16 protein-coding genes are annotated in these 20,332 nt (G+C 70.9%); 12 read left to right on the top strand and 4 right to left on the bottom strand.

Annotation, left to right across the window (positions count from 1 at the left end; genetic code table 11):
- Window positions 1-45: 45 nt before the first annotated feature.
- From ABZ117_RS19420 to ABZ117_RS19410, 3 genes are all read left to right on the top strand, one after another.
- Window positions 46-1,155 (top strand): S8 family serine peptidase, encoded by a 1,110-nt coding sequence (locus ABZ117_RS19420; protein ID WP_356822558.1) that lies wholly within the window; start codon window positions 46-48, stop codon window positions 1,153-1,155.
- A gap of 120 nt (window positions 1,156-1,275) precedes the next feature.
- Complete coding sequence (locus tag ABZ117_RS19415; RefSeq protein ID WP_356822556.1) at window positions 1,276-1,617, top strand: WXG100 family type VII secretion target; 342 nt, start codon at window positions 1,276-1,278, stop codon at window positions 1,615-1,617.
- A 38-nt stretch (window positions 1,618-1,655) separates the two neighbouring features.
- Entirely contained in the window at window positions 1,656-1,958 is a 303-nt protein-coding gene (locus tag ABZ117_RS19410) for a WXG100 family type VII secretion target (RefSeq protein WP_356822313.1), read from the top strand.
- 155 nt (window positions 1,959-2,113) lie between these two features.
- On the opposite strand, the gene eccCa is transcribed toward ABZ117_RS19410, so the two are convergent.
- Entirely contained in the window at window positions 2,114-6,079 is a 3,966-nt protein-coding gene (eccCa, locus tag ABZ117_RS19405) for a type VII secretion protein EccCa (RefSeq protein ID WP_356822311.1), read from the bottom strand.
- A 301-nt stretch (window positions 6,080-6,380) separates the two neighbouring features.
- On the opposite strand from eccCa, the gene eccD reads away from it, so the two are divergent.
- The gene (gene eccD / locus ABZ117_RS19400; protein WP_356822554.1) at window positions 6,381-7,889 is read left to right on the top strand and encodes a type VII secretion integral membrane protein EccD; all 1,509 of its coding nucleotides are present in this window, start codon (window positions 6,381-6,383) and stop codon (window positions 7,887-7,889) included.
- A 672-nt stretch (window positions 7,890-8,561) separates the two neighbouring features.
- Here eccD and ABZ117_RS19395 read toward each other — a convergent pair.
- Window positions 8,562-8,855, bottom strand: coding sequence for a DUF397 domain-containing protein (locus tag ABZ117_RS19395; protein ID WP_356822309.1), 294 nt, complete (start codon window positions 8,853-8,855; stop codon window positions 8,562-8,564).
- A 275-nt stretch (window positions 8,856-9,130) separates the two neighbouring features.
- Here ABZ117_RS19395 and rpsO point away from each other — a divergent pair, with 275 nt between their 5' ends.
- From rpsO to ABZ117_RS19370, 5 genes are all read left to right on the top strand, one after another.
- A complete protein-coding gene (rpsO, locus tag ABZ117_RS19390) occupies window positions 9,131-9,418 on the top strand; it encodes a 30S ribosomal protein S15 (protein ID WP_005479656.1) in 288 nt (95 codons plus the stop codon).
- Between the two features lie 363 nt (window positions 9,419-9,781).
- The gene (locus ABZ117_RS19385; RefSeq protein WP_356822307.1) at window positions 9,782-12,001 is read left to right on the top strand and encodes a polyribonucleotide nucleotidyltransferase; all 2,220 of its coding nucleotides are present in this window, start codon (window positions 9,782-9,784) and stop codon (window positions 11,999-12,001) included.
- Window positions 11,998-13,377 (top strand): pitrilysin family protein, encoded by a 1,380-nt coding sequence (locus tag ABZ117_RS19380; protein ID WP_356822305.1) that lies wholly within the window; start codon window positions 11,998-12,000, stop codon window positions 13,375-13,377. The genes ABZ117_RS19385 and ABZ117_RS19380 overlap by 4 nt, the downstream gene beginning before the upstream one ends.
- A 50-nt stretch (window positions 13,378-13,427) precedes the next feature.
- Entirely contained in the window at window positions 13,428-14,180 is a 753-nt protein-coding gene (dapB, locus tag ABZ117_RS19375; protein ID WP_356822303.1) for a 4-hydroxy-tetrahydrodipicolinate reductase, read from the top strand.
- Between the two features lie 10 nt (window positions 14,181-14,190).
- A complete protein-coding gene (locus ABZ117_RS19370) occupies window positions 14,191-14,643 on the top strand; it encodes a hypothetical protein (protein ID WP_356822301.1) in 453 nt (150 codons plus the stop codon).
- Between the two features lie 669 nt (window positions 14,644-15,312).
- Here ABZ117_RS19370 and ABZ117_RS19365 read toward each other — a convergent pair.
- Both ABZ117_RS19365 and ABZ117_RS19360 read right to left on the bottom strand, forming a co-directional pair.
- Window positions 15,313-15,867, bottom strand: coding sequence for a hypothetical protein (locus tag ABZ117_RS19365; protein WP_356822299.1), 555 nt, complete (start codon window positions 15,865-15,867; stop codon window positions 15,313-15,315).
- Window positions 15,868-15,957: 90 nt separating this feature from the next.
- Window positions 15,958-16,209 carry a hypothetical protein gene (locus ABZ117_RS19360; protein WP_356822297.1) on the bottom strand — a complete coding sequence of 84 codons (252 nt, stop codon included), beginning with the start codon at window positions 16,207-16,209 and terminating at the stop codon, window positions 15,958-15,960.
- 193 nt (window positions 16,210-16,402) lie between these two features.
- On the opposite strand from ABZ117_RS19360, the gene thyX reads away from it, so the two are divergent.
- From thyX to ABZ117_RS19345, 3 genes are all read left to right on the top strand, one after another.
- Window positions 16,403-17,128: an FAD-dependent thymidylate synthase gene (thyX, locus tag ABZ117_RS19355; protein ID WP_356822295.1), complete on the top strand. Its 726-nt coding sequence runs from the start codon at window positions 16,403-16,405 to the stop codon at window positions 17,126-17,128.
- Between the two features lie 211 nt (window positions 17,129-17,339).
- Window positions 17,340-18,239 carry a 4-hydroxy-tetrahydrodipicolinate synthase gene (dapA, locus tag ABZ117_RS19350; protein WP_356822293.1) on the top strand — a complete coding sequence of 300 codons (900 nt, stop codon included), beginning with the start codon at window positions 17,340-17,342 and terminating at the stop codon, window positions 18,237-18,239.
- Between the two features lie 156 nt (window positions 18,240-18,395).
- Complete coding sequence (locus ABZ117_RS19345; protein WP_356822291.1) at window positions 18,396-20,081, top strand: ribonuclease J; 1,686 nt, start codon at window positions 18,396-18,398, stop codon at window positions 20,079-20,081.
- The last annotated feature ends 251 nt before the right edge of the window (window positions 20,082-20,332 follow it).

Raw genomic sequence — 20,332 nt, 5'->3', positions numbered from 1 at the left:
GCGGCCTCGGACGATGTTCAGTCCAAGCAGTGGTATCTGGACGTGATGCACGCGGACGAGATGTGGAAGCACAGCACCGGCAAGGGGGTGAAGGTCGCGGTCATCGACACCGGGGTGAACCCGCAGACCCCCTCGCTCAAGGGGCAGGTGCTTGTCGATGAGGTGCCGGACGCCGCCAAGTATCACGTCACCCGGGACTACGTCGGCCACGGCACGTCGATGGCAGAGATAATCGCCGGCACAGGGGCCGGTGGTGGCATCAAGGGCCTCGCTCCGGGGGCGAAGATCATCCCAATTCGCGTGGGACTCGATGCGCTGAAGGACAGGGAGGAGCGGGCGAAGTCCCTCACCTCTCCCGAGGCGATCAGGGCGGCTGCCGACAGTGACGCCAAGATCATCAATATGTCCTTCGGAAGCGAGTACTACGAGGGTGAGGAGGAGGACGCCGTCAAGTACGCCGCCTCCAAGGGTAAATTGCTGTTCGCCTCTATCGGTAATGGCGGAGACAAGGGAAACAAGCGCGAGTATCCGTCGAGCGATCCTTATGTCACCGGCGTGGCCGCAGTCGACAAGGCGGGAACGGTCGGCAACTTCTCCACGTACGGCAACTACGTGGACCTGTCGGCGCCCGGCCTCAACCTTCCCGGCTGGTGCGACACCACGTTCACCCAATACTGCGACACGCAGGGCACCAGCAACGCCTCCGCCATAGCCTCCGCCTCCGCCGCCCTCGTCTGGTCCGCTCATCCCGACTGGACGGCCAACCAGGTCCTCCGGTCCCTCATCGACACCGCCGGGCGTACGTGGCCGAAGGGCAAGCCCAGCAAGTACCTCGGCTACGGCCTCATGCGTCCGCGCCTGGTGCTGGCGGACAAGAACTTCGATCCCGGTCCGGCCAACAGGGACCCCCTGGCCGCCGAGAACGGAACGGCCCCGGACGAGGACATCACCGCCACCAAGAGCCCCGCGGCGTCGCCCTCCGCCAAGACGCCGGCCAAGGACACCGGTTCCTCCGGTGGCCCCACGTCCGCCGCCAAGGACGCCGACTCCGGCAGCGACAACACCCAGACCTGGGTGATCATCGGCGCCGTAGCAGCCGTACTGGTCATCGCAGGCGCCGGTCTCGCCGTGAAGCGCGCACGCCGTAACGCCTGAGCGTTCTCCCGCATACCTGCTCATTCGCCGAGTGAGCAGCAGGACCACTTGCCGACAGCGCTGACGCCTGACTCATGACGCGGCGCCCGGCAAGGTCAGCCCACGAAGAAAGGCATGGAAATGGCGACGCAGCGCCAGAAGGTAAGTGACAAGGACATTGTTGTCCTCGAAAAGGAGCTTCTGCACCGTTTCGAGGGCATCAAGGGTCAGCTCAAGGAGCTCCAGGCCCTGATCGACAGCCTCGAGGGCAACTGGAAGGGCATCGGCGCCGGTGCCTTCAACTCGAAGCAGACCGAGATCAACGAGCGCATGGTCAAGATCGGCAACATCCTCGCCAAGTTCATCGAGGCCATGAGCACCACCCGGAAGATCAAGGACGGCACGGAGGACGAGGTCCGCTCGCAGGTCCAGAGCATCGACGTCGACCTCGGTGGCGCGCACTCGGCGCTGTCCAGCTACTGATCCCCACCAGGCCACCACCCTTCAGCAACGGAGCAATCATGGGCGTCAACAACAGCGGCGAGCTGGAAGTCACCTACGGCAGCCTTGACGAGACCGCCACCCAGCTGGCCAACCACGCGCGGCGGCTGGAAGAGGGCCTCGAGGCCATCAAGCAGAAGGTCGCCGGCGTCGCCAGCATGTGGGAGGGCGAGGCCCACAACGCGTACACCGAGCAGCAGGCCGCCTGGGACCGCGAGGCCAAGGGCATCCACGAGGCCCTGGTCCAGATCGGCAAGGTCGTGCACGCGGCCGGCGGTGACTACCAGGGCGGCGACCGGAAGGCCGCCAGCTACTTCATGTAGGTCGGTCGGAACGGCCGGCACGTCACGGCAACAGGGTGGGCACGCACGGGAGGTGCCCACCCTTTGTCATGCCCGGCCGGGCCCGCTGAGGCGTCTCCGGAAGGCGCGAGGGGCGTCGCGTCACCCCGTGACGCGACGCCCCGTCGCCCTCCGCCTCAGTACTCCACGTCCACCAACCCGGTCTGCACCAGCGGCTTCCCCCGCTTGCGGGACACGAATACGCCGCGTCCCGCGGGCATCGGGCGGGGCCGGACGCCGTTGAGGATGTCACCCTCCGCCGGGTCACCGGCCAGGACGACGCCCTGGGCGCCGAGTTCCTTCATGCGCTGCATGAACGGCTCGTAGGAGGCCCGGCCGGCGCCCGCGGAGGAGCGGGCGATGATGAAGCGGACGCCGACGTCGCGGGCGAACGGCAGCATCTCCGTCAGGCCGCTGAGCGGGTTGCCGGTGGAGTTGGAGACGAGGTCGTAGTCGTCGATGACGACGAAGACCTGCGGGCCGCGCCACCAGCTGCGGTCCCGCAGCTGCTGCGGCGTGACGTCGGCGGTGGGGGTGCGGCGCTGCATGAGGTCGGCCAGGGCCACCATGTGGTGCTCCATCTGGCTGGACATCGGAATGTACTCCGCGAGGTGGGACGCCGGTGTGACGTCCAGGAGCGAGCGCCGGTTGTCCACCACGAAGAACTTCGCCTCGTCGCCGCCGTACCGCAGGGTGAGCTGCTTGATCAGCAGGCGCAGCAGGTTGGACTTGCCGGACTCGCTCTCGCCGAAGACGAGGAAGAACGGGTCCTGCTCGAAGTCGAGGAACACCGGTTCCAGGTTCTCCTCGTCGAGCGCGAAGGCGACGCCGCGCTGCGGGAAGCGCTCGCCGGAGGGCAGCTCGACGGCCTCCAGCTGGCGCGGCAGCAGCCGTACCTCGGGGGCGCCCGGCGCCTGCCAGTGGCGGCCGACCTCGGTCGTGAGCGCGGCCGTGGCCTCGGCCAGGTCCGTGTCGGAGGTGAGGCCGTCGATGCGCGGGACCGCCGCCATGAAGTGCAGCTTCTGCGGGGACAGACCGCGGCCGGGGACGCCCGCGGGGACGTTCACCGCGACCTTGCGGTCGATCTCCGAGTCCATGACGTCGCCGAGGCGCAGCTCCAGCCGGTTCATGAGGTGGTCCTTGAGGTTGGCCCGGACCTCCATCGAGCGCGACGCCGTGATGATCACGTGAATGCCGTAGCCGAGGCCGCGGGCGGCGATGTCCAGGACCGCCGTCTCCAGACCCTCGTAGTCCGCGCGGAAGTTGCCCCAGCCGTCGATGACCAGGAAGACGTCGCCCCACGGCTGGTCGGTCACCGAGATGTCGCCGCGGGCGCGCCGGGCGCGGTAGTCGGCGATCGAGGCGATGCCGGCCGTGCGGAAGTACTCCTCGCGGCGGGTGAGGACGCCGTACACCTCGGAGACCGTACGGCGGACCCGCTCCGGGTCCAGGCGCGAGGCGATGCCGCCGACGTGCGGCAGCCCGCCGACCGCGGCCATGCCGCCGCCACCGAAGTCGAGGCCGTAGAACTGCACCTCGTACGGCGTGTGGGTGAGCGCGAAGGAGCAGATCAGGGAGCGCAGCAGCGTGGACTTGCCGGACTGGGGGCCGCCGACGATCTGCATGTGGCCGGCCGCGCCCGAGAAGTCGAGCATCAGCCGGTCGCGGCGCTGCTCGTACGGCTTGTCGACGAGGCCGGCGGGGACGACCAGCCGGCCCGCGCCCTCGTAACCGGGCTGGGTCAGGCCGCGGCCCTGCACCGCCGCCAGGCCCGGCAGCAGCGCGTCCAGCGACGGCGGGCTCTCCAGCGGGGGCAGCCACACCTGGTGCGCGGCGGGGCCCTGCGCCTCCAGACGGCGCACGATCACGTCCAGGACGGTGTCGGCGAGCGCCTCGTCCACCGCGGCCTCGGAGTGCGCGCGCTGCTGCGGGAGCGCGGTGTAGCGGACGGGCACCTCGGTGGCCGTGAACAGCACCGGCCGCCGGTCCACGGGGAGTTGCCCGCCGGTCAGGGTTCCGCGCTGTGTGCCCGAGCGGTACACGCCCGAGACGTACGCCGCCTTGAAGCGGACCATCTCGTCCGTGCCGTACTTCAGGAAGCCGGAACCGGGCACGTTGGGGAGTTCGTAGGCGTCGGGGACGCCGAGCGCGGCGCGGGACTCGGCCGCGGAGAAGGTGCGCAGACCGATCCGGTACGACAGATAGGTCTCGAGGCCGCGCAGCCGGCCCTCCTCCAGGCGCTGCGAGGCGAGCAGCAGGTGCACGCCCAGGGATCGGCCGATGCGGCCGATCTGCACGAACATCTCGATGAAGTCGGGCTTGGCGGAGAGCAGTTCGCTGAACTCGTCGATGACCAGGACCAGGGAGGGGATCGGCTGGAGCGGGGCGCCCGCCGCGCGTGCCTTCTCGTAGTCGTGGATGTTGGCGTAGTTGCCGGCGTCGCGCAGCAGTTCCTGGCGGCGGTTCAGTTCGCCGCGGATGGAGTCGCCCATGCGGTCGACCAGGGTGAGGTCGTCGGCGAGGTTGGTGATCACGGCCGCCACGTGCGGCATCTGCGCCATTCCGGCGAAGGTCGCGCCGCCCTTGAAGTCCGCGAGGACGAAGTTCAGGGTCTCCGAGGAGTGGGTGACCGCGAGGCCCAGCACGAGCGTGCGCAGCAACTCCGACTTGCCGGAACCGGTGGCGCCGACGCACAGGCCGTGCGGGCCCATGCCCTCCTGCGCGGCCTCCTTCAGGTCCAGCATGACGGGCCTGCCGTCCGGGCCGACGCCGATCGGCACCCGGAGCCGTTCCGCGAGCGCGCGCGGCCGCCAGGTGCGCTTGGTGTCGACGGACGCGGCGTCGCCGAGGCCCAGCAGTTCGGTGAACTCCAGGTTGGCGAGCAGCGGTTCGTCGTCGTCGCCGCCCGACGCCATGCGCAGCGGCGCGAGTTGCCGGGCCAGCGCTTCGGCGGACTCGTAGGAGAGGGCGTCCGGGGTGCCGTCGTAGACCTCGCCGTGCCCGGACTCCAGGCGCAGCAGGCCGGGCTGTACGACGATGGACAGGTCGCCGCCCACCGTCGTGAGGTCGCCCGGCACCACCTCGAGCACCGTGACGCCCTGGAGGCCCTCCGGGTTGGCGAGGACCGAGTCCGGCAGCAGGGACAGGTCGTCCAGGACGAGCACGATGTGCGGCTCGTCCAGCAGCGGTCCCGCGCCGGGGTGGAAGCGCGGCCGGCCGGTCAGCCGGGCGGCGAGCAGGTCCTCCAGCTCGCGCGGGTCGGCGCCGATCAGCCGGCGGGAGCCCGCGCCGTCCACGGCACCGGGCGCCTGCACGTGCGGCAGCCACTTCGCCCAGTCCCAGTGCGGCAGGGCCTCGCGGCCCGCGGCCACCGCGATGATCAGGTCCTGGGGGGAGTGCAGCGAGGCCAGCGAGCCGACCAGGGCGCGGGCCGAGGCCCGTACGGACCGCGGTTCACCGCTGACCGTGACGTGGGAGAAGGCGCGCAGCGACACGGCCATCGGCAGGTCGCCGACGCTGTGGTGCGCGGCGAGGAACCGCTGCATCGCACCGGCGGTCAGCGGTTCCAGCTGCTCGACGGGGCCCGTCTCAGGGGCGACGAGCGGGGTCGCCAGCGGCTGCGGGCCCAGGCCGACGCGTACGTGCGCGAAGTCCTCGTCGCCGGGCCGCCGCTCCCACACCCGGCTGCCCTCGGCGACGAGCGCCCACAGCTGCTCGGGGGAGGGGTGCAGGTAGTACTGCGCGTCCCGCTGGGCCTTCGCCGTCCGTACGGCGGACCGGCGCGTCTGTGACAGATAGCTGAGGTAGTCGCGGCGCATGTCGGCCAGCTGGCCCTGGGAGCCGCGGCGGAAGCGGACCACCATCGCGATGGACATCCCCACCGTCGAGGCGATCATGATCATGCCCATGATCTTCATGAACGGCTGGCCGTTCGTGAAGAAGAACACCACCGAACCGCCCATGCCCAGCGTGGGTAGGAGCTGCATCAGCACGCTCTCCTGGTGCCCCCGCGGCAGTTCCGGCGGTGGCTGGACGACGACCTCTTCCGTGGGCACCTCGGACGGCAGCGCCCGGGGAGGGCGCTTCACGACAATCTGGCTCACCGCTCCACCAATTCCCTTGCCCGACCCAGGCATTCCGCTCGCCGCCCCGTGTCCGGCGAGCGCAGGCCGCCGCGTGATCCTACTGAGTTCGCGGGACACGGGTGAGCGGTAGGGTGCCGGATGTTCGCGTGAGCACACGCCGAACAGGCCGGAGATACCGGGGCGAACCCCTCGATACGCGGGGGAGGCAGTCCCGGAACACCGCCGTAGGGCACCCCTGCCGCCGCGTACGGAGCGGACCGGCACGGGACCTTCACGACATAGACGCACCACCACCACCGAGGGGGAGCAGCAGGTGAGCATGACGGCCGCCGCCACCGGCGGATCCGGGACGGGAGGCCCTTCCGGATCCGGCCCCGGCACCGGACTCGGCTTCTGCCGGGTCACCATCGTCGCGCCGGACAGCCGTATCGACGTGGCACTGCCCGACGACGTCCCGGTCGCCGACCTCTACCCCGAGATCCTCCGCCTGTCCCAGCAGAGCCCCACCGCGGGCGCCCCGGTCGGCTACCACCTGGTCCGCACCGACGGCACCGTGCTGGACAGCGCCCGCTCCTTCGCCGCCCAGCGCATCCTCGACGGCGAACTCCTCACCCTCCGCCCGTTCGCGGACTCCCTGCCGCCGGCCGTCCACGACGACGTCGCCGAGGCGGTCGCCTCCTCCGTCACCAGGCAGCACAAGCTGTGGAGCGGTGACCTGACCCGGGCCGCCGGCCTGACCGGCGGCGGGGTCCTGCCCGCCCTGCTCGCGTTCGTCGCCTGGACCGCCGACCCGCTGCACGACATGCACGGACTGGCCGGCATCCTCGCCGCCGTCACCGGCGTCCTCCTGGTCGTGCTCTCCGCGGTCCGCGCCCGCGTCTACGACGACCGCGGTTCGGCCGTCGCCCTCGGCCTCGGCGCCCTGCCCAACATCGGCGTCGCCGGCAGCGGGCTGCTGCCGCTGAGCGACGGCGAGGGCATCGGCAGGCTCCAGTTCCTGCTGGCGTGCGCGGCCGTCCTGGTCGCCGCACTGGTCCTCGCCCTGTGCGCGCCCCACGGCGACGGTCCCTTCGTCGCGTTCGTGTTCGCCTCGGCGATCGCCCTGGCCGTCGTCTTCACCGCCACCCTCACCGGCTGGGCCCCGACCGAGACGGCCGCCCTGTGCGCGCCCGTCGCCGTCGGCGCCCTCGCCTTCCTGCCCGGCATGTCGATGCGCTTCGCCCGGCTGCCGATCGGCTTCGAGAATCCCAGCGGCGGCACCGCGCGCTCCGCCTACGGCATCGAGACCGCCGCGCAGGAGCCCGTGGACACCGGGCGCATCGAGGCGCAGACGCGGCGCGGCCACGAACTCCTCGTCGGCCTGGTCGGCGGCTGCGCGCTGCTCGCCGTCGGCGCCTCGGCCGTGCTGGGCTTCTCCGACGACGTCTGGGCCCAGCTGCTCGCGTTCGCCACCGGCATCGCGATGCTCATGCGCGCCGGCCTGTTCCGCTACACCGCCCAGGTCGCCTCCGTCCTCGCGGCCGGGCTCGCCTCCCTGGTCCTGCTGGGCCTCGGTCTCGCCCTGAACCCGCCGCAGCACGTCGTGCGCGCGGCGCTGGCCGGGGACCGCACCGACCTCGACATCCGCACCGTCTGGCTGATCGCGGTCATCGCGCTGGCCACGGCCCTGGTGACCGCCCTCGGCCTGATCCTGCCGCGCGGTGGACCGACCCCCTTCTGGGGCCGCTTCCTGGAGATCTGCGAGGGCTTCGTGCTGCTGACGCTGATCCCACTCGCCCTGGCCGTCTTCGACGTGTACGCGACGGCCCGGTCGATGACCAGCTCCTGACGGACGACCGTCGGACGCCGACGTTCGGACGCCGACGTTCGGACGCCGACGTTCGGACGCCGACCGTCGGACGCCGACCGTCGGACGGCAACCGTCGTACGATGACCGACCGCCGGACCGCCGACCGCATGCCCGACCGGACCGCCGACCGCATGTCCGACTGCCCGGCCGGACTGCTGGCCGCGCGACCGTCGGCGGTCGGTGCATCAGGGCGACTGACGCCGACCGCCCGGCCGGCCCGCGGACCACACGGCCGGCCCGGCCGACCGCCAACGGTCGACCGTCCGGACCGCCGGCCGCGCGACCGTCGGCGGCCGGCGCATCAGGGCGATCGACGCCGACCGCCCGGCCGGTCCGCGGACCGGCCGGCCGAGCCGGCCGACCGCCAACGGTCGACCGTCCGGACCGCCGGCCCCGCGACCGTCGGCGGCCGGCGCATCAGCGCGATCGACGCCGACCGCTCGGCCGGACCGCCAGTCGCACGGCCAGCCGGCCGACCGCCAACGGCCGGCCGGACCCGCCGACGACCGTACGACCGCACGGCCGACCGCAGACGGCCGACCGTCCGGACCGCCGGCCGCACAACCGCCAACGGCCGGCGCGTCAGCGCGACCGACGGCACGGGCCCCGGCTCACGAGGAGCCGGGGCCCGGTGACCGCCCGGTCGTGCCGCTACTGCGGGTCCAGCCCGCCGTTGTGGGCCATGGGCTTCAGATCGAACTCCCCGTCCCGCGCTCCCAGCACGAACGCCCGCCACTCCGCCTCGGTGTAGCGCAGCACGGTGTCCGGGTCGAGCGAGGACCGCATCGCCACCGCGCCGCCGGGCAGGTACGCGATCTCCACCCGCTCCTCGTGCTCCTCCGTGCCCGGCGCGCAGTGCCACTCGGCACCGGAGATGTCGAGCCCGTACAGCTCGTCCCGCTCCCGCTCCTTGCGCGCCTTGATCTCCGCTTCCGTTTCCGCCATCGTGCAGCGACCCCTTCCCGAGGTACGTACGGTCCGGGCGCTCACCCTAGTGGCCCAGGCCCCTGCGCTCAGGAGGGTGAGCCGACCGGGCGGAGGAGGTCCTTCACGGGCTGGTACCCTGAGTGACGGCCGTTTGTGTACGCACCCCCGGAGCCCGCAGGAAACTGCGCCCTGGAGGCCGCGCCCAGCGGATCCCCGCTTTCCGAGTAACGGAAGCTCCCCCGCGATGCAGACCGGGGGCACTCGGTGGCAATCCCAGACTATGAGGAGTACGCGTGTCGCTCGACGCCGCTACGAAGAAGCAGATCATCACCGAGTTCGGTACCAAGGAGGGCGACACCGGCTCCCCCGAGGTCCAGGTGGCCATGCTCTCCCGTCGGATCTCCGACCTGACGGAGCACCTCAAGACCCACAAGCACGACCACCACTCCCGCCGGGGTCTGCTGATCCTGGTCGGTCAGCGTCGTCGCCTGCTGCAGTACCTGGCGAAGAAGGACATCCAGCGCTTCCGTGCGCTGGTCGACCGCCTCGGCATCCGCCGCGGTGCGGCCGGCGCCAAGTAGGACGCCATGAAGGGGGCGGTTCCCGGAACCCGGGGACCGCTCCCTTTGCCGTATGCGGGGAATCGCTCCGCACCCGGCATACTTCGCCGCACGTGCGGAAACGTGCGGAGTGTCACCGACGCTTTGTAGTGTGGTAGCACAACGCAGTAACGCAGTACGAACGCAGTACGTACGACGACACAGAACGAGGAGAAGCGCACCGCGCCGCCGCCGGTCCTCGGTAGTGGCCCCCGGGGGGAAGCGAGCCCCGGGTGCTTCGATCGAAGACCGGCCCGCACCAGACGGCGCGCTTCTCCGCCACCGTCCCCCTGCCACACGGGCAGCCGAGGGACGAAAGACGACAAAGTAACGGAGAAATCGCTAGTGGAGAACGAGACCCACTACGCCGAAGCCGTCATCGACAACGGCTCCTTCGGCACCCGCACCATCCGCTTCGAGACGGGCCGCCTGGCCAAGCAGGCCGCCGGCTCCGCCGTGGCGTACCTGGACGACGACACCATGGTGCTGTCGGCCACCACCGCCTCCAAGAACCCCAAGGACCAGCTCGACTTCTTCCCCCTGACGGTGGACGTCGAGGAGCGGATGTACGCCGCCGGCAAGATCCCCGGCAGCTTCTTCCGACGTGAGGGCCGGCCCTCCGAGGACGCGATCCTCACCTGCCGCCTGATCGACCGCCCGCTGCGCCCGTCCTTCAAGAAGGGCCTGCGCAACGAGATCCAGGTCGTCGCCACGATCATGGCCCTCAACCCCGACCACCTGTACGACGTCGTGGCGATCAACGCCGCGTCCGCGTCCACGCAGCTGGCCGGCCTGCCCTTCTCCGGCCCGATCGGCGGCGTCCGCGTCGCGCTGATCCGCGGTCAGTGGGTCGCGTTCCCGACCCACACCGAGCTGGAGGACGCCGTCTTCGACATGGTCGTCGCCGGCCGCGTCCTGGAGGACGGCGACGTCGCGATCATGATGGTCGAGGCCGAGGCCACCGACAAGACCATCAAGCTGGTCGAGGGCGGCGCCGAGGCGCCGACCGAGGAGGTCGTCGCCTCCGGACTGGACGCCGCGAAGCCCTTCATCAAGGTCCTCTGCCGCGCCCAGGCCGACCTCGCCGCCAAGGCCGCCAAGCCGACCGGCGAGTTCCCGGTCTTCCTGGACTACCAGGACGACGTCTTCGAGGCCCTGACCGCGGCCGTCCGCCCCGAGCTGGCCCAGGCGCTCACCATCGCCGGCAAGCAGGACCGCGAGGCCGAGCTGGACCGCGTCAAGGCGCTCGCCGCCGAGAAGCTCCTGCCGGAGTTCGAGGGCCGCGAGAAGGAGATCTCCGCCGCGTACCGCTCGCTCACCAAGCAGCTGGTCCGCGAGCGCGTGATCAAGGAGAAGAAGCGCATCGACGGCCGCGGTGTCACCGACATCCGCACGCTGGCCGCCGAGGTCGAGGCCATCCCGCGGGTGCACGGCTCCGCGCTGTTCGAGCGTGGCGAGACCCAGATCCTGGGCGTCACCACCCTCAACATGCTCCGCATGGAACAGCAGCTGGACACCCTCTCCCCGGTGACCCGCAAGCGCTACATGCACAACTACAACTTCCCGCCGTACTCCGTCGGTGAGACCGGCCGCGTCGGCTCCCCGAAGCGCCGCGAGATCGGCCACGGCGCCCTCGCCGAGCGCGCCATCGTGCCGGTCCTGCCGACGCGCGAGGAGTTCCCCTACGCGATCCGCCAGGTGTCCGAGGCCCTCGGCTCCAACGGCTCGACGTCCATGGGCTCGGTCTGCGCCTCCACCATGTCGCTGCTGAACGCCGGTGTGCCGCTGAAGGCCCCGGTCGCCGGTATCGCCATGGGCCTGATCTCCCAGGAGATCAACGGCGAGACGCACTACGTCGCCCTCACCGACATCCTCGGTGCGGAGGACGCCTTCGGTGACATGGACTTCAAGGTCGCCGGCACCAAGGAGTTCGTGACCGCCCTCCAGCTCGACACCAAGCTGGACGGCATTCCCGCCTCCGTCCTGGCCGCGGCCCTCAAGCAGGCCCGCGACGCCCGTCTCCACATCCTCGACGTGATGATGGAGGCCATCGACCGGCCCGACGAGATGTCCCCGAACGCCCCGCGGATCATCACCGTCAAGATCCCGGTCGACAAGATCGGTGAGGTCATCGGCCCCAAGGGCAAGATGATCAACCAGATCCAGGAGGACACCGGCGCCGAGATCACGATCGAGGACGACGGCACCATCTACATCGGTGCCCAGGTCGGCTCGCAGGCCGAGGCCGCCCGCGCCACGATCAACGGCATCGCCAACCCGACCATGCCGGAGGTCGGCGAGCGCTACCTGGGTACGGTCGTCAAGACCACGACCTTCGGCGCGTTCGTGTCGCTGCTCCCGGGCAAGGACGGTCTGCTGCACATCTCGCAGATCCGCAAGCTCGCCGGCGGCAAGCGCGTGGAGAACGTCGAGGACGTCCTCGGCGTGGGCCACAAGGTCCAGGTCGAGATCGCCGAGATCGACTCCCGCGGCAAGCTCTCCCTGATCCCCGTGATCGAGGGCGAGGAAGCGGACGAGACCGCGAAGGACGACGCCGACCAGTGACGTCCCGTAGCTCCAAGGCGACGGCCCGCACCTCTTCGGAGGCGCGGGCCGTCGCCCGTACCCAAACGCTGGTCAAGGGCGCGAACGGCATCGGCACGGTCCGCAGGACCACCCTCCCGGGCGGCCTGCGCATCGTCACCGAGACCCTCCCCTCGGTGCGCTCCGCCACCTTCGGCATCTGGGCGCACGTCGGCTCCCGCGACGAGACCCCGGCCCTGAACGGCGCCACGCACTACCTGGAGCACCTGCTCTTCAAGGGCACCTCCCGGCGCAGCGCGCTCGACATCTCCTCCGCCGTCGACGCCGTCGGCGGCGAGATGAACGCGTTCACGGCGAAGGAGTACACGTGCTACTACGCACGCGTGCTCGACACCGACCTGCCCCTGGCCATCGACGTCGTCTGCGACATGCTGACCGGGTCCCTGATCCGCGAGGAGGACGTCGACGTCGAGCGCGGCGCGATCCTCGAAGAGATCGCGATGACCGAGGACGACCCGGGCGACTGCGTGCACGACCTGTTCGCGCAGACCATGTTCGGCAACAACGCCCTCGGCCGCCCGGTCCTCGGCACCGTCGACACGGTCAACGCCCTCACCGCCGACCGCATCCGCCGCTTCTACCGCAAGCACTACGACCCCACCCACCTCGTGGTCGCCTGCGCCGGCAACGTCGACCACAACAAGGTCGTACGACAGGTCCGCGCTGCCTTCGAGAAGGCGGGCGCCCTCGGGAACACGGACGCGCGGCCCATCGCCCCCCGCGACGGCAGCCGCACGATCCGCACCCACGGCAAGGTCGAACTGCTCGCCCGCAAGACCGAGCAGGCGCACGTCGTCCTCGGCATGCCGGGCCTCGCCCGCACCGACGACCGCCGCTGGGCCATGGGCGTGCTGAACACCGCTCTCGGCGGCGGCATGTCGTCCCGGCTGTTCCAGGAGGTCAGGGAGAAGCGCGGCCTCGCCTACAGCGTGTACTCCTACACCTCCGGCTTCGCCGACTGCGGCCTGTTCGGCGTGTACGCCGGCTGCCGTCCCTCGCAGGTCCACGACGTGCTGCGGATCTGCCGGGACGAACTCGACCACGTCGCGGACAACGGGCTCTCCGACGACGAGATCACCCGCGCCGTCGGCCAGCTGCGGGGCTCCACCGTCCTGGGCCTGGAGGACACCGGCGCGCTGATGAACCGCATCGGCAAGAGCGAGCTGTGCTGGGGCGAGCAGATGTCCGTCGACGACATGCTGGCCAGGATCGCCGCGGTCACCCCGGACGAGGTCCGCTCGGTCGCCCGCGACATCCTGGGGCAGCGGCCGTCGCTGTCGGTCATCGGCCCGCTGAAGGACAAGCAGGCCGCACGCCTGCACGATGCTGTCGCGTGACCCGTCCGTCCTCGGAATCGATACGTCGGTAAGTCGGTAAGGAAACGAAGATGAGCAAGCTGCGCGTGGCGGTCCTCGGTGCCCGGGGCCGGATCGGGTCCGAGGCGGTCAGGGCGGTCGAGGCCGCCGAGGACATGGAACTGGTCGCCGCCCTCGGCCGGGGCGACGAGCTCCGGACGCTGGTCGAAACCGGCGCCCAGGTCGCCGTCGAGCTGACCACCCCCGCCTCGGTCATGGACAACCTCGACTTCTGCGTGCGCCACGGGATCCACGCGGTCGTCGGTACCACCGGCTGGACCGAGGAGCGCCTCGCGCGGCTCCGGGACCAGCTCGCCGCATCCCCGGCGACCGGCGTGCTCATCGCGCCGAACTTCTCCATCGGCGCCGTCCTGACCATGAAGTTCGCGCAGATCGCCGCGCCGTACTTCGAGTCCGTCGAGGTGGTCGAGCTGCACCACCCGAACAAGGTCGACGCCCCGAGCGGTACGGCCACCCGCACGGCCCAGCTCATCGCCGAGGCCCGCCGGACGGCCGGCACGGCCCCGGCGCCGGACGCCACCGTCACGGCCCTCGACGGCGCCCGGGGCGCGGACGTCGACGGGATCCCGGTGCACGCCGTCCGGCTCCGCGGCCTCCTGGCCCACCAGGAGGTGCTGCTCGGCGCCGAGGGCGAGACCCTGACCGTGCGGCACGACTCCCTGCACCACAGCAGCTTCATGCCGGGCATCCTGCTCGGCGTGCGCCGCGTGGTGACCACTCCGGGCCTCACGTTCGGCCTGGAGCACTTCCTGGACCTGAGCTGAGCCATCCGTCATGCGCGCGAAGATCACTTACCTCGTCACGGCCGCCGTCCTGGTCTTCTACTTCCTCCTGGTCGGCAGCCGCGGCGTCATGCTCATCCAGTCCGGCACGCTCCTGACCGTCACGTTCGGCGTGGCGGTGCTGATCCTGCCGGTCATCGGCCTGTGGTTCCTGTGGAAGAACACCCAGTTCGTCCGCCGGGCCAACCGGCTCGCCGCCGAACTCGACGCCGAGGGCGGCCTGCCCGTCGACGAGCTGAAGCGCACGCCCAGCGGCCGGATCGACCGCGATTCGGCCGACGAGGTCTTCGCCCGGCGCAAGGCCGAGACGGAGAAGTCGCCCGACGACTGGCGCTGCTGGTTCCGCCTCGCCGTCGCCTACCACGACGCCCACGACACCCCACGGGCCAGAAAGGCGATGCAGCGCGCCATCGCCCTGCACGACGCCGAACCCGCCCGAGCCTGACCGACCCGCGTCCGCTCCCCACCGGAACGCCGAGGGCCCGGCCGACGGCGGCCCGTACCCGGCAGGCGGCTGACGTAAGGGCCGGCCCAAGACGGCTGTCTCTGGCACGGTCCGCCCGCGTCGGCTCTCCACCGGTGGGGGAGGGCCGAGGGCCCCGGAAGGAACAGCGCGGCCGCCGGCGGTCCGGGCCCGGCAGGGCCACGGGGGGCGGGGTCGGGTGCCGTCCGGCACCGGCCGGCTCGCGTCCGCTTCCCGGCGGCGGGGGTCGAGCGGGCCGGGGACCGGCAGGACGTAAGGGCCGGCCCGGGTGCGGCCGGCCGCCGGCGTGACGGCGAGACCGGATGTCGCCGGCACGGGTACGCCCGCGCTGGCTCTGCACTGGGGGAGGGCCGAGGGCCCCGGAAGGAACAGTGCGGCCGCCGGCGGTCCGGGCCCGGCAGGGCCACGGGGGTCCGGGGTCGGGTGCCGTCCGGCACCGGCCGGCTCGCGTCCGCTTCCCGGCGGCAGGGGGTCGGCACGGGTCCCGCCCGCGTCCACTCAGCAGCGGGGGTAGGGAGACCCGGCGCGACCCGCAGGCCGTCGACGCGGCTCCGCGTCCGGGTGCCGTACCTACGCCGAAGGGCCGGCCCGCGACAACGCGGCCCGGCCCTTCGGTGCGGTGTCCGCCGGTCAGCCGCGCCGGTGCTCCGCGGCCCAGGCCTCCACCGTGTCCGCCGCCCGGTCGAAGGCCGCCGGACGGCCCAGGAAGTCCAGGCCGTGCGTGGTGAGCAGCGGTGCCGGATCGTCGGGACGCCGGTCCTTGCGTACGAGCACGAGCGCCTGTCCCTGCACCGTGCGCGGCAGTCCCAGCCAGCGCACCGGCTGCTGCGCCGTCCGCACGGCGGCCACGCGCGACCACGGCACGGTCCGCGTCAGCAAGAGACCGACCCGGCGCAGCCCGCGCCCGCTCACCCACACCCCCATGCGCAGCAGCCGCAGCGCGCCGGCGACGATCGCCAGGCCCGCGGCGAGGACCGCGCAGGCGGCGGACAGCGAGCCGGCCGGTGCGATGAGGACGGCCGCGAACAGGACGAACGAGGCCAGCAGCAGTCCCAGCGCGGCCACGCCGACCCGCCAGGGACCCGGCCGGTAGGGGCGTCGCCAGCGGTCCGGGTCGTCGTACGGCAGCGCGCTCTCGGACGCCGTCTCGAAGGTGCGGTCGGCCGTCAGGAAGGGCAGGGGCACGGCTGGTCCTCACTCGGTCCTCGCGTGGACTGTGCCCGGTGAGATTATCCGGCTGTGTTACCGCTCACCAGCCTTGAGCGGCCGTAAGGGTCAGCGCCCCCCGGCCGGCTGTCCGTGGGACGCCTGGGACTGCTGAGCCGGTGCACCGGACGGCGTGGACACCGCCGGCATGCCGACGATCAGGGCGCCGACCAGCCCGGCGACGATGGTCAGCCCCAGCAGCCAGCGCCCGGCCAGCTCGCCGACGGGCGCCCGCCGTCGGGGCGGGGGAGTGATATTGCTGCGGAACCTGTCCGCCTCGGCCAGGAAGGCGAAGGGTACGGGCTCGCGCCGACGGAACATCGCGGTTGCCTCTCGTCTCGGGTTCGGATCGAACGTGCAGTCCTCACCGATACAGACGAACGGATGGCACAAAAGGTGCCCATGTCGGAAGAAGTCGCCGGTACGTTCTCGGGGCGAGGTGCTGCTCCGGCCCCGGCGGGTGCCCCGTAAGGTGGGCGCGAACCACAGAAGTGAGGGAAGGACCCCAACCCCCGTGACCACCGAGTCGCTCACGTTCCGCAGTGACGTCACCGTCGAGCTGGTGAAGTCCAGCGCGTCGGACGCCGATGTCCTCTTCGCCGCCCGCGTCTCGACCGCCGGCGAGCAGTCCCTGGACGAGCTGAAGAAGGACCCCGAGCGCTCCAAGGGTCTGATCAACTACCTGCTCCGGGACCGGCACGGCAGCCCGTTCGAGCACAACTCGATGACGTTCTTCATCAGCGCCCCGATCTTCGTGTTCCGCGAGTTCATGCGGCACCGCGTCGGCTGGTCGTACAACGAGGAGTCCGGCCGCTACCGGGAGCTGGAGCCCGTCTTCTACGTCCCGGACAGCTCCCGCAAGCTGGTCCAGCAGGGCCGCCCGGGCAAGTACGTCTTCGTCGAGGGCACCCCGGGCCAGCACGAGAGCGTGAGCAGCACCCTGAAGGAGTCGTACGAGCAGGCGTACGCGGCCTACCAGAAGCTCCTCGCCGAGGGCGTCGCGCGCGAGGTGGCCCGCTCGGCCCTGCCGGTCGGCCTCTACTCCTCCATGTACGCCACCTGCAACGCCCGCTCCCTGATGCACTTCCTCGGTCTGCGCACCCAGCACGAGCTGGCCAAGGTGCCGTCCTTCCCGCAGCGGGAGATCGAGATGGTGGGCGAGAAGATGGAGGCGGAGTGGGCGAAGCTCATGCCGCTCACGTACGCGGCCTTCAATGCGAACGGGCGGGTGGCCCCGTGACGAAGCCCTGTTCGCCCACCCGGAACGGATGTACGGGTCAGCCTCGCGAAGTGTCCGTATTGCGGCATTTGTAGAAGTTCATCTAGCCTGATCAAACGGACCCGGCACTGCTTGAACCCCCGAGCAGGCAGTGCCGGGCTCCCTTTTTGTCCTGACTTTCCCCAGACCCCATGGACACACCCCCCATCGAGCACCGAGTAGCGTGTTACCCATGGCTCCGACCTCGACTCCGCAGACCCCCTTCGGGCGGGTCCTCACCGCCATGGTCACGCCCTTCGCGGCGGACGGCGCACTCGACCTCGACGGCGCGCAGCGGCTCGCCGCCCACCTGGTGGACGCAGGCAACGACGGCCTGATCGTCAACGGCACCACCGGCGAGTCGCCCACGACCAGTGACGCGGAGAAATCGGACCTGGTACGAGCCGTGGTCGAGGCGGTCGGCGACCGCGCCCACGTCGTGGCCGGTGTCGGCACCAACGACACCCGCCACAGCGTCGAGCTGGCCCGCCGGGCCGAGCGCGACGGCGCGCACGGCCTGCTGGTCGTCACGCCGTACTACAACAAGCCCCCGCAGGAGGGCCTGTACCGGCACTTCACCACCGTCGCCGACGCGACCGGGCTGCCGGTCATGCTCTACGACATCCCCGGCCGCAGCGGCGTCCCGATCAGCACGGAGACCCTCGTCCGGCTCGCCGAGCACCCCCGGATCGTCGCCAACAAGGACGCCAAGGGCGACCTCGGCCGCGCCGGCTGGGCCATCGCGCGCTCGCGCCTCGCCTGGTACTCCGGTGACGACATGCTCAACCTCCCGCTGCTCTCCGTGGGCGCGGTCGGCTTCGTCTCGGTCGTCGGCCACCTGGTCACCCCCGACCTGCGCGCCCTCGTGGACGCCTACGTCTCCGGTGACGTCGTCAAGGCCACCGAGATCCACCAGAAGCTGCTCCCCGTCTACACGGGCATGTTCCGCACCCAGGGCGTCATGACCACCAAGGCCGCACTCGCCCTCCAGGGCCTGCCCGCCGGGCCGCTGCGCCTGCCCATGGTCGAGTGCTCGCCCGAGGAGATTGCCCAGCTCAAGATCGATCTTGCTGCGGGTGGGGTACAGCTCTGACAACAGACTTGGCATCACACGGGCTTCACAACTGAACAACAACAGAAAGACGCGGGCCACCGGTGCCCGCGTCGCACAACGACAACTGCTTCCGCACGAACGTCATGCGCGCCACGTGCCGTACCGGTACGTGGCGCGCGTGGTGAGGAGAGTCTTTTGAGTCATCCGCATCCTGAACTCGGCTCGCCCCCGCCGCTGCCCCAGGGCGGCCTGAGGGTCACCCCGCTCGGTGGCCTCGGTGAGATCGGCCGGAACATGACGGTCTTCGAGTACGGCGGCCGTCTGCTGATCGTCGACTGCGGAGTGCTCTTCCCGGAGGAGGAGCAGCCCGGAATCGACCTGATCCTGCCGGACTTCTCGTCCATCCGCGACCGCCTCGACGACATCGAGGGCATCGTCCTCACGCACGGCCACGAGGACCACATCGGCGGCGTCCCCTTCCTGCTCCGCGAGAAGCCGGACATCCCGCTGATCGGCTCCAAGCTGACCCTCGCCCTGATCGAGGCCAAGCTCCAGGAGCACCGGATCCGCCCGTACACCCTGGAGGTGGCGGAGGGGAACCGCGAGCGCATCGGCCCCTTCGACTGCGAGTTCGTCGCCGTCAACCACTCCATCCCGGATGCCCTCGCGGTCGCCATCCGCACCCCCGCCGGCATGGTCGTCCACACCGGCGACTTCAAGATGGACCAGCTCCCCCTGGACAACCGGCTCACCGACCTGCACGCGTTCGCGCGGCTCAGCGAGGAGGGCATCGACCTGCTCCTCGCCGACTCGACGAACGCCGAGGTCCCGGGCTTCGTCCCGCCCGAGCGGGACATCTCCAACGTCCTGCGCACGGTCTTCGCCAACGCCAACAAGCGGATCATCGTGGCGAGCTTCGCCAGTCACGTCCACCGCATCCAGCAGATCCTGGACGCCGCCCACGAGTACGGCCGCCGGGTCGCCTTCGTCGGACGCTCCATGGTCCGCAACATGGGGATCGCCCGCGACCTCGGCTACCTGAAGGTCCCGCCGGGCCTGGTCGTGGACGTCAGGACGCTGGACGACCTGCCCGATCACCAGGTGGTCCTGGTCTGCACGGGCTCCCAGGGCGAGCCGATGGCGGCCCTGTCCCGCATGGCCAACCGCGACCACCAGATCCGGATCGTCGACGGCGACACGGTGATCCTGGCGTCCTCGCTGATCCCCGGGAACGAGAACGCGGTCTACCGCGTGATCAACGGATTGACCCGCTGGGGCGCCCACGTCGTCCACAAGGGCAACGCCAAGGTGCACGTCTCCGGCCACGCGTCCGCGGGCGAGCTGCTGTACTTCTACAACATCTGCCGCCCCAAGAACCTGATGCCGGTGCACGGCGAGTGGCGCCACCTGCGGGCCAACGCCGAGCTGGGCGTGCTGACGGGTGTGCCCCACGACCGCATCGTCATCGCCGAGGACGGCGTGGTGGTCGACCTCGTCGGGGGCAAGGCCCGGATCTCCGGCAAGGTGCAGGCCGGATACGTCTACGTCGACGGCCTCTCGGTCGGTGACGTCGGGGAGCCGGCCCTGAAGGACCGCAAGATCCTCGGTGACGAGGGCATCATCTCGGTCTTCGTGGTCATGGACGCCTCCACCGGCAAGATCACCGGTGGCCCGCACGTCCAGGCCCGTGGCTCCGGCATCGACGACTCGGCGTTCGTCGAGGTCCTGCCGAAGGTCACGGAGGTGCTGGAGCGGTCCGCCCAGGACGGCGTCGTGGAGCTCCACCAGCTCCAGCAGCTCATCCGCCGGACCCTCGGGAAGTGGGTCTCGGACAGGTATCGCCGCAGGCCGATGATCCTCCCGGTGGTCGTGGAGGTCTGATCCTCGTCGGTGTACGTCCGGAGCGGGGCGCCTCGATTTGCATCGGGGCGCCCCGCTCCAGTACGTTTACGGCCCGCCCAACCGGGAAGCCCGGCACTTCTGTGCCGGACGTGATGCCCGGAGCGGGTGGGAAAGCCGGCTCAGAACTTCTGATAAAGTCGGAACCGCCGGAAAGGGAAACGCGGAAGCGGGAACCTGGAAAGCACCGAGGAAATCGGGTCGAGAAAAGATCTGATAGAGTCGGAAACGCA

This window comes from Streptomyces sp. NPDC006309 (assembly GCF_040613095.1).
GTDB lineage: Bacteria > Actinomycetota > Actinomycetes > Streptomycetales > Streptomycetaceae > Streptomyces.
The sequence above is the reverse complement of the archived record's forward strand: the minus strand, read 5'-3'. Positions and strand labels throughout refer to the sequence as shown.